At 41.3% G+C, this 13410-nt stretch carries 15 protein-coding genes; 9 read left to right on the top strand and 6 right to left on the bottom strand.

The window, feature by feature from the left end; translation table 11 throughout:
- The first annotated feature begins 7 nt into the window (after positions 1 to 7).
- Positions 8 to 406, top strand: coding sequence for a hypothetical protein (locus tag AC1F2U_RS31435; RefSeq protein WP_480264679.1), 399 nt, complete (start codon positions 8 to 10; stop codon positions 404 to 406).
- A gap of 64 nt (positions 407 to 470) precedes the next feature.
- On the opposite strand, the gene AC1F2U_RS31440 is transcribed toward AC1F2U_RS31435, so the two are convergent.
- Positions 471 to 911, bottom strand: a complete 441-nt coding sequence (locus AC1F2U_RS31440) for a peroxiredoxin (RefSeq protein WP_480264680.1) — start codon at positions 909 to 911, stop codon at positions 471 to 473.
- A gap of 194 nt (positions 912 to 1105) precedes the next feature.
- On the opposite strand from AC1F2U_RS31440, the gene AC1F2U_RS31445 reads away from it, so the two are divergent.
- The 5 genes from AC1F2U_RS31445 to AC1F2U_RS31465 all read left to right on the top strand — a co-directional run bounded on the left by AC1F2U_RS31445 (position 1106) and on the right by AC1F2U_RS31465 (position 4433).
- Entirely contained in the window at positions 1106 to 1510 is a 405-nt protein-coding gene (locus AC1F2U_RS31445) for an Npun_F0494 family protein (protein WP_480264681.1), read from the top strand.
- Between the two features lie 308 nt (positions 1511 to 1818).
- Complete coding sequence (gene cobQ / locus AC1F2U_RS31450) at positions 1819 to 3303, top strand: cobyric acid synthase CobQ (protein ID WP_335007360.1); 1485 nt, start codon at positions 1819 to 1821, stop codon at positions 3301 to 3303.
- Between the two features lie 79 nt (positions 3304 to 3382).
- The gene (locus AC1F2U_RS31455; protein ID WP_289798882.1) at positions 3383 to 3619 is read left to right on the top strand and encodes a 2Fe-2S iron-sulfur cluster-binding protein; all 237 of its coding nucleotides are present in this window, start codon (positions 3383 to 3385) and stop codon (positions 3617 to 3619) included.
- 57 nt (positions 3620 to 3676) lie between these two features.
- Positions 3677 to 3895: a type II toxin-antitoxin system HicB family antitoxin gene (locus tag AC1F2U_RS31460; RefSeq protein WP_480264682.1), complete on the top strand. Its 219-nt coding sequence runs from the start codon at positions 3677 to 3679 to the stop codon at positions 3893 to 3895.
- Positions 3896 to 4091: 196 nt separating this feature from the next.
- Positions 4092 to 4433, top strand: coding sequence for a hypothetical protein (locus AC1F2U_RS31465; protein WP_480264683.1), 342 nt, complete (start codon positions 4092 to 4094; stop codon positions 4431 to 4433).
- 175 nt (positions 4434 to 4608) lie between these two features.
- Here the strand turns inward: AC1F2U_RS31465 and AC1F2U_RS31470 are convergent, their stop codons facing one another.
- The 4 genes from AC1F2U_RS31470 to AC1F2U_RS31485 all read right to left on the bottom strand — a co-directional run bounded on the left by AC1F2U_RS31470 (position 4609) and on the right by AC1F2U_RS31485 (position 10680).
- Positions 4609 to 5052 (bottom strand): SRPBCC family protein, encoded by a 444-nt coding sequence (locus tag AC1F2U_RS31470; protein ID WP_099100960.1) that lies wholly within the window; start codon positions 5050 to 5052, stop codon positions 4609 to 4611.
- 62 nt (positions 5053 to 5114) lie between these two features.
- A complete protein-coding gene (gene zds / locus AC1F2U_RS31475) occupies positions 5115 to 6554 on the bottom strand; it encodes a 9,9'-di-cis-zeta-carotene desaturase (protein WP_480264684.1) in 1440 nt (479 codons plus the stop codon).
- A 276-nt stretch (positions 6555 to 6830) separates the two neighbouring features.
- Positions 6831 to 7007, bottom strand: coding sequence for a ribbon-helix-helix domain-containing protein (locus AC1F2U_RS31480; RefSeq protein ID WP_292857258.1), 177 nt, complete (start codon positions 7005 to 7007; stop codon positions 6831 to 6833).
- 2041 nt (positions 7008 to 9048) lie between these two features.
- A complete protein-coding gene (locus AC1F2U_RS31485; protein ID WP_480264685.1) occupies positions 9049 to 10680 on the bottom strand; it encodes a DUF6930 domain-containing protein in 1632 nt (543 codons plus the stop codon).
- 319 nt (positions 10681 to 10999) lie between these two features.
- Between AC1F2U_RS31485 and AC1F2U_RS31490 the strand changes: the two genes are divergently transcribed.
- From AC1F2U_RS31490 to AC1F2U_RS31500, 3 genes are all read left to right on the top strand, one after another.
- Positions 11000 to 11356: an iron-sulfur cluster assembly accessory protein gene (locus tag AC1F2U_RS31490; protein ID WP_094352468.1), complete on the top strand. Its 357-nt coding sequence runs from the start codon at positions 11000 to 11002 to the stop codon at positions 11354 to 11356.
- 85 nt (positions 11357 to 11441) lie between these two features.
- A complete protein-coding gene (locus AC1F2U_RS31495; protein WP_334843094.1) occupies positions 11442 to 11864 on the top strand; it encodes a tetratricopeptide repeat protein in 423 nt (140 codons plus the stop codon).
- A gap of 149 nt (positions 11865 to 12013) precedes the next feature.
- On the top strand, positions 12014 to 12259 hold the full coding sequence (locus AC1F2U_RS31500) for a hypothetical protein (protein ID WP_094352470.1): 246 nt from the start codon (positions 12014 to 12016) through the stop codon (positions 12257 to 12259).
- Positions 12260 to 12379: 120 nt separating this feature from the next.
- On the opposite strand, the gene thyD is transcribed toward AC1F2U_RS31500, so the two are convergent.
- The gene (gene thyD, locus AC1F2U_RS31505; protein WP_480264686.1) at positions 12380 to 13300 is read right to left on the bottom strand and encodes a thylakoid membrane protein ThyD; all 921 of its coding nucleotides are present in this window, start codon (positions 13298 to 13300) and stop codon (positions 12380 to 12382) included.
- Between the last annotated feature and the right edge of the window lie 110 nt (positions 13301 to 13410).

The following is a 13410-nucleotide window of genomic DNA, read 5'->3' on the forward strand; positions in this document are numbered from 1 at the left end:
AAACCCCATGAAAAAATCATTTTTACAAATTACTAGACTCTTTCTAGCTACGGCAGCAGGAATTAGCTTTGCTTCCTTGCTCATGGCTCAACCAAGTTCCGCTCAAGTCAGCAGCCCAACAGATGCTTTCCCCAGCAATAGTACAACAGACCAAAATACCGATCCTTTCGCCCGTTCTAACTCAGACAATTTCAATATGTTCGATCTGATTCATCGGGCAAACTTCGGGACTCTCAACTGGGATTCTAACCAACAGAACGAAGAACTAAACTCAGCAGCAGCAGCCTTTAAAGCAAGGCAACAAAAACTAATTCAAGGTCAACAACAGCAACCTACCCTCAGTTTGCCAACGGTTACACAACCATCAGTTACGCCGCCATTGGTGACACCACCATCAGGTAACTGAATCAAACAAAGAACCCCAAGCCATAGCGGCTTGGGGCTAAGACCATTTAAAAAATCCTGAATTATCAGATCAGCCCAAGTGCAGCTAAAACATCGCTAGCATGGGTGGTGGTATTTACAGCACTGTCAACATGGGTAATTTTGCCGCTAGGGTCAATTACGTAGGTGACGCGCTTGGCATAACCGCCGCCATCCACATCAAAAGCTTTGATTAGGGATTTGTCGCTGTCAGCCAGTAGAGGAAAATTCAAATTATATTTTTGGGTGAATGCTTGATGGGAGATTTCATCATCTGCACTCACTCCCAAGATGACAATATCTTTACCTTGATATTGAGACTGGGCATCCCGAAAACTACAGGCTTGTTTGGTGCAGCCTGGCGTGTCATCTTTGGGGTAAAAATACAAAACAACCGTCTTTCCGGCAAAATCAGATAGCGAGACTGTGTTGCCGTTTGTATCTTTGGCGGTAAATGCAGGTGCATCCGTACCAACTGCTAGAGGCATAATTAACCTTTCCTGTTTCAGATTGTTGATGCACTTGAAATTTTACATTAATTTATAATGTTTAAATATAATTACTAAAAAATAGGATAAATACACTTTAGGTAACTAATTTTGGTTTAATGGGGTATTTGGTACAAGAAAAAATATATTCTTAAATTAATCTTTGTTAGAAGAAAAATTTATAGCAATACACAATGGCTGCTGTTGATTCCCAAAACCCAAATATTTTTGTCTATCCTCAAAGCACAGTAGAAAGAGCCGAGCGATCGCTAGTGTGTTCGCCTTTTAATGTATCTTTATTTGAAGTGATGGGCCACCAGAGTGTATCAGTAACTGCGATCGCTCTGGAAAATGGACTCAAGCAGGGCTATACTAAACGCCCTTTATCAGAATTAGCTTGTGATGACGCTTTGGGCTGGTTGATTCAAGTAGGTGTATTGCGCCGAGAAGTCGATGGTCAGGGAATTACAGATAGTTTTCGTCTCACTCCCTTGGGACGCCAGTTAGTAGAACAATACCAGGGGAAAAATTGGCGTACTCCTTCATGGCGCGATCGTTTGTATGATGCAGTGATTCGTTGGTTACGGATACCTTTTTAGAATAAAAAATCCAAGAGTTAGGATTAAGGAATCAAAGGGAACAATATACACGGAAACATCATATCTATTCATGAAGTCTTTACCATAACCATCTAACTGCAAGTTGTGATGGTTATAGTGGGCATTGGGTACAAGAGGCAGAGGTGCAGAGGAGCGGAGGGGCAGAGGGGAAAGACTTGCTACTACTTAATCCTCTGCTCCCCTGCTTACTCATCTCCCCGGTAACTGAGCGTAGCCGAAGTGCTGCTCCCTTGTTGTTCGCTCCTAAAAATTAACTCTGTATCTTGAAAAACTAAGTGATAGCAACTATGAAATCAATTATGGTAGTGGGGACAACATCCCATGCAGGGAAATCACTTTTAACTACAGCGATTTGTCGCATTCTGTCGCGGCGTGGTTGGCGAGTGGCTCCCTTTAAAGGCCAAAATATGGCTTTAAATGCTTATGTCACAGCCAGTGGTGGAGAAATTGGCTATGCCCAAGCAGTGCAAGCTTGGGCTGCGGGAGTGGTGCCTTGGGTAGAAATGAACCCAATTTTACTTAAACCGCAAGGGGATATGACTTCCCAAGTAATTATCAAAGGTAGGTCTGTAGGTAAAGTCAGTGCCTCAGATTACTACGAGCAATATTTTGAACTGGGGTGGCGGACAATTGAAGAATCGCTACAGCATTTAGGAACAGAATTTGACATGCTGGTTTGTGAAGGTGCTGGTAGTCCAGCAGAAATTAACCTCAAGCACCGCGACTTAACTAATATGCGGGTAGCAAAACATTTAAATGCACCAACCATGTTAGTAGTTGATATTGACCGGGGTGGTGCTTTTGCCCATGTCGTTGGAACCCTAGAGTTATTGGAACCAGATGAACGCGCCTTAATTAAAGGTATAGTAATTAATAAGTTTCGAGGGCAGCGATCGCTCTTAGATCCGGGGATAAAATGGTTAGAAGAACGCACAGGTATCCCCGTTATTGGTGTTATACCCTACTTGCAAGAAATGTTTCCAGCAGAGGATTCTCTTGACCTGCTAGAACGTCAATCGTCCACAAATAAAGCCCAAACTGACCTCAACATTGCCGTCATCCGCTTACCAAGAATTGCCAATTTCACCGACTTTGACCCACTGGAATCAGAAAGTACAGTTTCAATCAAGTACTTAAGTCCTAAGCAAGATTTAGGACATCCTGATGCCGTGATTATCCCAGGTACAAAAACCACAATTGCTGATTTGCTACTGCTGCAAAAAAGCGGTATGGCAGAAGCTATCCAAAACTACGCTGCTTCTGGGGGAACGGTTTTAGGTATCTGCGGTGGCTATCAAATGCTCGGTCAAATCATCGCTGACCCAGAAGGGATAGAGGGACAAGCTGGCAGATTTCAAGGGTTAAATCTTTTACCAATCAGAACTGTCATTACAGGGCAAAAAATTGCTCGCCAGCGCCAAGTTAGCTCAAATTATCCCCAACAAGGCTTACCAGTTAATGGCTTTGAAATCCACCAAGGGCGATCGCGTATCGAACAGCAAGGCATAGACCCCCAATCCTACCATGCCCTATTTGACGATATTAATTTAGGGTTAGTGGATAGTTGTCAATCGGTGTGGGGAAGTTACCTCCACGGGCTTTTTGACAATGGGCCTTGGCGACGCGCTTGGTTAAATCGCCTCCGTCAACAGCGGGGTTTAAAATCTTTGCCCACAGGTGTTGCTAACTATCGGGAACAGCGAGAGCAGATTTTGGACTCTTTAGCCATTGAAGTTGAAAGCCATTTAGACTTAAGTTTGTTTTTGTCTTAAGCTAAAATGCGTTGAAATGTCATTAGTCATTTGCAAAGGACAACTGACAAATGATAACTCTATTAAATGCGTAACATTGATGATTGTTCGTGTCCGTTTTTTACCAGATGATGTCACAGTAGATGCCGAAGTGGGAGAAGCCCTCTTAGATGTAGCAGACCGGGCTGGGGTTTTTATTCCCACCGGTTGTCTCATGGGGTCTTGTCACGCTTGCACCGTCGAATTAGAGGATGGAGAGATCGTTCGCGCTTGTATCACCGGAGTACCACCACGCGAGGAATTGACGATTAATTTGTTTAGCGACCCAACTTGGTAGTTTTTTAACCTCTAAGTTCAAAATATTCAGATGAGGAAGTAGAGGAAAAGAAACAAGATGAGTAAACTTAAATACCAAATGCTTATTCAATGGTCTGATGAAGATAATTGCTTTTTAGTAGGATTCCCTGATTTTCCAGAACAATGCTGGCGGACTCATGGGGATACTTACGAGTTAGCTGTGGCAAATGGAATTGAAGCCTTAGAGTCTCTAATTATTGCTTACGAAGCTGTCTGTGATCCACTTCCAGAACCAACAGTAAATAGAGTGCGTTAACGCGATTGAGTAGGTGGTAACTAATGCTGCACCTAACGCACCTTAGTAGCTAGTGACTAATGCTGTACAATTTGCGCGATCGCAGCTTATTTTGGTTTCAATAGTATTTTTACGTGTTATTACTGTTTTTTTAAATTTAGAGAATTTTTATAGTTAAGGACTAGAAATTTTGTTGTAACAGCAAGTAATACTTAATATGTCAAATCCAAGAGTTGCAAACATCATAAGACGTAGAATTGCAAGAACTAGATTATCAAGAAATATACAGCAATATCAAGACTTTGTAAATCATGGCTACAACTACATTCTTAATCCAGAAAGTGGGGAATTACATCTCGTTGGTCTAAATAATTTCCGTGGTTCTCACGGGCTTGCATCAGCAAATTTAGAAGAGTTCTGGGGTATTTATAATTTAGATGATGATATCCCGATTCACTTTTTTCCAGACGGTACAGAAATCTCGCTTTACTGGTATGACACCGACGAGTTGATTGGAAATTATACACTCAATAAATGTAAATACTGTTTTCCAGCGTAGTCTTAACTATCAAAACTATTCAGAATTAGAGTTTACATTTACTGAGCAAAGCTACAACCAACCTATAACCCTAACCGAGCGCACCTTCTAGAACCTTTAATAAATCCATATTTTTTCATCAGGCAGCAAGAAACTTTTACACTTTATTTCCTACTGCCTGGTTTTGCTATCTATATCAATTAGCTTTAACATTCAGCGCGTATTCTTTAAACCTTTCCAAATCAGCTTGAATGGTCGATTCAACTATCCGTCCCAAAAATAAGTTATCCATAATTTTGCCAAGAATGCCAGGGATGGCATAGGAAATAGTCATTTTCACAATGCTACTATTGTGGCGATCGTAAAAGCGAATCGCTCCCTGATTTGGCAAACCATCAACCGATTCCCATTGGATAATTTGGTTGGGAATAACTTTGAGAATTCGGGATTGCCAACTAAATTCTAGACTGCCAGTTTTTAATTTCCAAAGAGATATATCTGGATTATCTGGCGGAATTTTCACTGAATCAATCCACTTCATCCACCGGGGCATTTGCTCTAAATCAGACCAGAGGCTCCATACTAAATCTATGGGAGCCTCTACTTCTACCTGCACAGTATGCTCTAACCAGTCTGGCATTTCTCTTTTTCCTTCTCTACGAGATGCTTTGCGATCGCCTTCTTTGCACCCTTTGGAGTTCGTTATTTCTTTAAACTCTCCAAAATCACTTTTGCCGCCCGCCGTCCAGAAATAGTAGCACCTTCCATGCTGTCGATGTAGTCTTGCTGAGTATAACTGCCTGCAAGGAAGAAATTATCTACTGGTGTTTTTTGGTTGGGACGGTACGCATCCATCCCTGGCGCTTCCCGGTAGAGAGACTGAGCAAGTTTTACAACACTGTACCAAGTCATATTTAGCTCTCGCGACGAGGGAAACAGTTCATGGACTTGCTTGAGAACATGTTGTGCGATCGCTTCATTACTTTGGGCAATAAACGGATCTCCTGGTGTCAGCACTAGCTGTAACAAAGATCCCTGTCCTGGGCGATAATAATCAGCAGGGCTAGCTAACGCTAAATCGGCAAAACAAGAAAAGTCAGCATCGGCTGTGTAAAGTAAATTATCGATTCCAGCGGCATGGTTTAGCTGTTTGCGTTGCTCTCCATCATTCAGTTCTGTTACCCAACCGTCAAAGCGTAACTGCACTGTAGCCACTGGCACTGCATCCAGTTTGTAAATGTTGTCAAATTCTGACCACTTACGCCACTCCTGGGGTAGGATGCGTTGAATTCCTGGAACATCACAGGCAAAAACATAAGCATCAGCAGCGATCGTTTCTACTGCATCACCTTGCGCAACTACTATACCAGTGACACGGGTTTGTTCAGCTGACTCAGTAAACTGAATTTCTCGAACTTGTCGGCGCGTGTAAATTTTCGTGCCTCTAGCTTCCAGATATTCCAGAATCGGCTTGTGTAAATATTCAGATGGAGAACCTTCCAGCATTCGCAAAACTGAAGCCTCAGTTCTAACTGCAAATAACTGAAATATGGTTAACATACAACGGGCAGACATATTTTCGCAATCAATAAATCCCAATGCGTAGGCAATGGGGTTCCACATCCGCTTGATGCTGCCATTACTCCCACCATGACTGCGAAACCAATCGGCAAAGCTAACTTTATCTAAATTGCGGATAGTTTTCATCGCCCCGTTAAAGTCTACCAATCCGCGAACTATCGGACTAGTACCCAAAGCGATCGCATTTTGCAATTTATCCTGCAACGATAGTTGGGAAGTAGTGAAAAATGCCTTTAACCCATTGAAAGGCGCACCTGTAATAAAACGAAAATCTAAAGCACCAGTACGCCCCCCTTTATTGATAAAAGTGTGGGTATGTTCCTTGAGGCGTAGGTTTTCTAACACCCCCACTTTTTTCATTAAGTCAAATAGTTGGTAGTAGCACCCGAAAAATACATGCAACCCCATTTCTAGATGGTTGCCATCTCCATCAACCCAACTGCCAACTTTACCGCCGACAAACGGACGAGATTCAAAAATCTCTATTTCACAACCAGCATCAGCTAGATCCACTGCGGTTGCTAGCCCAGCCAGTCCCGCACCTACGATTGCAACACGCATTCCGTCGTTCCTTTTCAGTTTCTTTACAGATTGTAACTGGGTTGGTGTCGGAATTTGCTACTTAATATCAATTCCAGCAGCATATTAATGCTTGCCAATATCGATACTAAAAACTCTTTGATTACTTTTTTTAGTCCCGGTAAATGACCAGACGCGATAAAAACGCGTCTGTATCATCTAGACAAACTTTTGTCCATAGCAGCGGACTCTCAAAAGTATCAGAGATATTTTTTTGGTGGCAAAGCAGTTTTATGGATAAGTTGTGAAAGTCACTTATTAGTTGTTTGCATCTTTACTATCGTCGGAGACAGGCAAACTTCTAATCAGTTCACGAATCACATCAGTTGCAGGTCTACCTGTTTGTTGGCAATATTTTTCTAGTTTTTCCGCTTCCTGCGTTGCGAGATTAACTGTTATGCGTTTAACTGCCCATTTTTTATTTGTCATTATCATGCTATCTGCTGTATATTTAGATGGTCGAAAGAGTCTAAATTAAAGAGGGAACCGATAAGGTTATCAGAGTTTGTCTCACGAAACAAGTAATACCATTAATATTAAGAATGTTTGTTTTGTCAAAGGATCGATCATTTTCTAAAAAAATCAAAATACTACACTTTATTTGTTACCATTGTGACAGTATAAATAGCACATCGTTGCTTTTGAAGATAATAACCCTACTAACAGCATGAGTAAACCCTAACAATGAAATTTTATAAAGGAATTCGAGACACCTACTATTGACTCAATGAAGATTCCTAAAGTTATTCTCCATTGAAAGCATTTGACCTTCTCTCTTAACTAAGTTCGCCAAACTCACTCGGAGAGAATATCTGCTAGAACACTAAAAAATAAAGCTTCAGAATCATTATCATGCTGAAATGCTGGTTTCAAGGCGGGTTAGAGTGGTGTGTATAGAGCGTGAATAGTGACTTAGAAAGTAGGCAAATAAGCGATCGCTTAAAACAAACACCTATATCTAACCAGACTGTAACCAATAACTTAAGAGCTACTTGAACTGTTATGAATTTTGGCTTACCTCGATCAAGCTGATTGCTTTTCACTGCCAATATAGTAGCCATAAAAAAAAGGACAACGCTCAGTCTACTGAATGTAAATTGCCAAGACTATTGGTAATTTTTGACAGCAATATCTGTAATTTCACACAGGCGAATTCATCCAGAATGTATGTGATGTTATTTGGCTGTTGCCGAGAATAATATTTTAGTTTTGTTTCATACTTCTACAATAAATTATCGTCAGAATGCAATAAAGTGTTGCATCTTATTTATCTTCTTTCTAGCGATATAGCTTGCTTTGAAAGCAGCAATATTTTTACGATTTTTTGTCTTCATCTATTTGGAGGTTATATAAATCCTTTTTAGCAAAGTAGGGCGTTATAAGTTTTACATAAGACATTTTCCTCATATTTAAGCCAAGATATAAATTACTGCCAATAAAACTTTTATTCCAACTATTTTTACCTGGTAAGTATACCCATAAAAAGAATCGTATATTTTAATTTTTTCGGCAGTGTGTTTATTATAGCTATTATTTACGCACTTTAAATAATCTTCATTTAGACACTAGCAAAGATATTTTTTCTCCTTTATAAAAAAATTACAAAGAAAAACATATTATCTGAACTTTTGCTTAATGATATTGATATATAACAGAAGGCTAAACTCAAAAGCTTGTTAAAAAAAGATTCCAATATCTCAGTGCATCAGTTAGGTTTGATTCAAGCAGTCTTTATAGATAAATTTTGATCTTATTGTAGTTATTTATACTTAGAGAAATTAGATAAAATAACTAGAAAACTATGAGAATACAGGGACTTCATGAAATTTAGGTAAAGTTAGCCTCTCAAGATTGGTCGCGTATTCGTATTGACATATACATGAATATTCATTACAAAGTGCCGCACGCTGATAGGTACGCAGATTGCGAAGACTGAGTGGAACTGGAAACACTCTACCTCTACTTAAAAGACTACCTACCAGGGATGGGTTATATACCAATAGGGTTTAGTTAAGGGTTATTGGTGTAGACAATTGGTCTTTGAAGACGCAATAAAACGCTTATCTAAATCTGGGTTTTGTTGCTCATTCTGAGTTGTATTGGGGTATATACAAAAGTGAAAATCCTGAGTCTTGTTTACTTCCCTGAAACAGTTACTCCTTAATTCAGAATTCTGAATTAAGGAGTAAAACACACTTTATATTTGGGTAACAGACTTAACTTGTGTAACTCACTTTCCTTAAAATCTGCTGTCAATGATGCGCCCTTATTTCCATCCCCACGTTTTGCTATGGGGTAAGACAGTACTCAGCACTGGTGAATCAACACTCCGTTGGTAAAGAGAAGAGGGGTAAACGTTAAAAGGCAAAGCCTTCGCCTTTTTCCCTCTCAAATGCAGTTTTAGTCAATCAAATACACATCAACTTAATTTCTCATAGCGATAATTTGAGATTGAGGATTGCGGCAATTCATGCAATTATTCAAATTTAAGTTGGGGCATAAGTTGGAGAGTACCAATACCTAAATCTTTAGGTGAAAGCGATCGCCCTTCAAACAAAGCCATCATATCTCGTAACTGAGGATTCCCACGGGAGGCTCCCGTTAGTCCTTTGGCAATGATTAAGCCACAGTAGCCTTTAGTATTTTTACACCGCTGATTCCATTTTTTTCGGGCTTCGACATGAATCGGATCTTTATCTAAAAATTCCCCGAATAGGAACAATTCGCCATTTTGAGTTTGCAATAAACCCAAGTCGTAGCGATCGCCATCAAAAGGATCGGCACCTGGATTAAAGCAAATTGCTCTCAGTCCGCCTGCTGCTTCAATTCTTTCAATTACAGTCTTCGCCTTGGGCCGGGAAGTTTGAATTAAAATCACCGGCAAACCATCACCCACTTGTTTGATTTCACTAGCCTGGTGGTAGCTGACCCCCTTTCGCAGAGAATCCAACATTTCCCAGGACACTACACCTAAGCTGAGGAAGGAATCTTCTGGTATCAAGTCATCTCGCAATGATTGGAAATCAAGGTTGTCAACCTCGCGATCGTCAATACCAAAGCCTGTCATTTCCTCTAATTCTGCTGCTAACTGCGGCATGGTAGAGACTGTCACAGCCACAGATTTAGTTGATTCTTCTGACTGCGGCAGAGAAATGCGATAGCGACGGCCCAGAGTAGGGAAGATGTCCTCATGAAGTTGGCGACGGTGATCGCGAATAAAACGGCTCAGGCTTTCGATCGCAACCAAGATTACCAATGCTTCTTCGTCATACAAAACAGACCGTAGTCCTTCTAAAGGATGGATATTACCAAAAGTAGGGTCAATTTCTGATAATGGCAGATCCGCCAAATCATCTTCTTCATCCTCATCTTCATCGGTTTCGTCAACGCTCTCAAAAGTGAGAAACAAGCAATCTTGCTTAAGGAACGCTTCTTCTAAATGCTCCGTTGATTCTTCATCCGTTAAAACTGCGGCGCGAAACTGTTTTAAAGATTCTTCTGAGCGATAAAACAAAATCCCATACTCCATTCCCAGCATTCCCATAACTGAGGCGTAGAGTGTGCCAACATCCCACTTATTAATCTCGATTGACAAAATTTGCTGTTCTTCCAAAAATTCCCAAGGTGCTGCTTGCCAAATTGCAAATGCTTTCTCTCGCAAGATTTGTGCATACTGTGGGGGTAAGTCGGGGGTTTGACTATCGAGGATGTCGGCGAATCCACGAAATAGTTCGTCAATTAAAGGCAGTTCTGGTGCATAGTCAATGGCGATATCCAAATCTTGCAGCACTCCCCGCAGGTAAAATTGGATCTCGCGGTCTTTGACTACAATTCTTTGGGGTCTAGCAGGTCTTGCCGGACTTTGAGGATGCTCCATTGCTTGCATTAAGGTGCGAACTATTGCTTCTGGGCCGGTATCGGAAGCTACCACGTCCATTCCTCGAACAACACCTTGGGAGTAATCTACCCAAAGAATGCATTCTCCCTTTGCCTCTGAGTCTGACAGCTGGTTTGGTGATGACAACGGACGGCGATCGCCCTCCCATACAGAAGGAATTTGAGTTAATTTCTTCAACCGACGACTGGTAGAGCGATTAAAACTTGTCATAGAGATCAAAAGAAGCAATTTGGAAGTAAACTTTGGGGGCTAGCTAGCCTCGGATTAAATTTTTATGGCTGCACCTGAAGGGTGGTTGCTTCTGTTGCTGCCGTAAGGCTTGAATTTTAAGAATACCGAATGTATAAACACATTGAGTCTCTCAATTCTAGAATAAAAATCTTTGGCTACTTTTGACGGAGTGTTTACAATTTGGCATCTAGCAACATCTAAGCCGCTAGAATGAATACAAAAACACCAAGAGCAACCCAGAAGCATTAACAAGCCGATATAGGGTAACGCTTATACTAATTAAGGAGTTGAAAAGCAGATGACACAAGCAATTCAGGCTCAACAACGCGGAATTCTGTTGAGCGAAGCCGCATTGCACCAGGTAAAATCCCTCCGGGACAAGCAAGGCACAGACTTCTGCTTACGGGTAGGAGTGCGTCAGGGTGGCTGTTCTGGGATGTCTTATATGATGGACTTTGAAGATACCAGCAAAATCACCCCTGATGATGAAGTTTTTGACTATGATGGCTTCAAAATTGTCAGCGATCGCAAGAGTTTGTTATATCTCTACGGTTTAATGCTCGATTACAGCGATGCCATGATTGGCGGTGGTTTCCAATTCACTAACCCCAATGCTAATCAAACTTGTGGTTGCGGCAAGTCATTTGGGGTGTAATATTGTCAATTGTCATTTGTCATTTGTCTTTTGCAAATGACCAATGGCCAATGACTAATGACTAATGACCAATGACTAATGACCAATGACTAATACAGTTGAATCCCTGTTTGATACAGGCTTAGAACGCTATAAAGCAGGAGAATCAGTAGAATCTTTAATCCCTGTGTTTAAAGAAGTGTGCGATCGCGCTCCTAAAACTAGTGCAGCTTGGGTTTGTTTATCGTGGTTGTATCTACTCGATAACAAACCCAGTTTGGCTTACAAAGCTGGACAGAAGGCAGTCAAGTTAAATCCACAAGATCCCCAGGCTAGAATCAATCTCGCCTTAGCAATGCTGGAAACAAAGCAAAAAGGTTTACGGGAACACATTGACATAGCACAGCAGTTGATATTTGTCAACGAAGAATGGAGTGATGAAATAAAAAATAGTATTGAGGACGGTTTAAGTAGAAAACCAGATTGGCAAAGTTTGACAAAAGTCAAAAATTGGCTGTTTGAAAAGTAAAAGATGGGGACTGGGAACTGGGAACTGAGGGTTAAGGACAACGAGGAGAAGGGAGAATTTATTGAAGTAACTCTTTAGGCTGTCTCTTCCCAATGCCCAATCCCCAATCCCCAATCCCCTATGCCCAATGCCCAGTACTCAATCCAATCATGAAAGATAAATTGTTAAATTGGCTAAACATGGTTTTAGTCGCCGATGTTTTTTTGGTTTTGTTTGGCTTTGGCTGGTTAGCGATCGCTGCGATCGGTGATGCCGCAGGAGTAAACCTGGGTTTGGATTTGTGGCATCAACTGTGGCAACCCTTGTTTAACCCCGCAATTGGCATACTAATGGGCGGTGCCATTCTCAGCGGTATTATCAGTTGGGTTTCCAAAAAATTTCTTTCTAGTCAATAGTCAAAGAATAAGGCATGGGGCAATTCAATTTTGGATTTTGGATTTGAGATTTTGGATTAAATTTCAATCTAAAATCCAAAATCTCAAATCTAAAATTCTTACTCCCCACTCCCTTTGAATCTATGTAAGAATTTGTGTTAATGCCGATTGCAAATTAGGATATTTGTACTCAAAGCCTGTTTGCACAGTGCGTTTTGGGATAACTTGCTGACCTTCTAAAACTACTATTGCCCCGTCTCCTAAAAGAGCTTCGATCGCAAAAGCAGGAACAGGCAACCAAGAAGGGCGATTCATCACTTGTCCCATCGTTTGGCTTAAATCTGCCATTCGGACTGGGTTAGGGGCAGTGGCATTATATACACCTTCTATTTCCGGTTTAGTTAAAGCTTGCAGAATCAGGTTAACTAAATCGTCTACGTGAATCCATGAGAACCACTGCCGACCACTGCCAATAGGCCCACCAGCGAAGAGTTTGAAAGGTGGAATCATTTTACCTAAAGCGCCACCATTGCCCAGAACAATCCCAAAACGCAAAATTACCAGTCGTACACCAGCATCTTTTACTTTTCTCGCTTCAGCTTCCCACGCTTGGCAGACTTGGGCAAGAAAATCGTTACCAGATTGACTGGTTTCATCAAAGGTAGCCGTTTCACTGGTGCCGTAGTAGCCAATAGCCGAAGCGTTAATTAACACAGATGGTTGAGGGTTAGCGTTGGCTATTGCTTCAACTATTTTTTGTGTACCTAACTTTCGGCTATTGAGGATTTCTTGTTTCCGTTCTGGTGTCCAGCGTCCTTCACCAATAGGTTCTCCTGCCAAATTAACTACGCTATCACAACTAGCAATGACACTTTGCCAAGAACCAGATGCATTTGGTGTATAGGCAACAATTTCTACATTAGGGAAAGCCTCTGATGGAAAAACCTTTTGAGCAAAAGTGGTATTCCGAGTTAATACTACTATTTTATGACCTTCTCCGTGTAATCGTTGTACCAAACGACTACCGACAAATCCTGTTGCTCCAGTAATTGCGACTTTCATTTTCTACCTCAGCCAAACCTTTATTGTAAAGTTTTTGATCAAACTTTCAGCTTACCAAAGAAGGCAGAGGAGCAGGGGAGCAGGGGAGCAGGGGAGCAGGGGAGCAGAGG

It is taken from the genome of Nostoc sp. LEGE 12454, assembly GCF_056620565.1.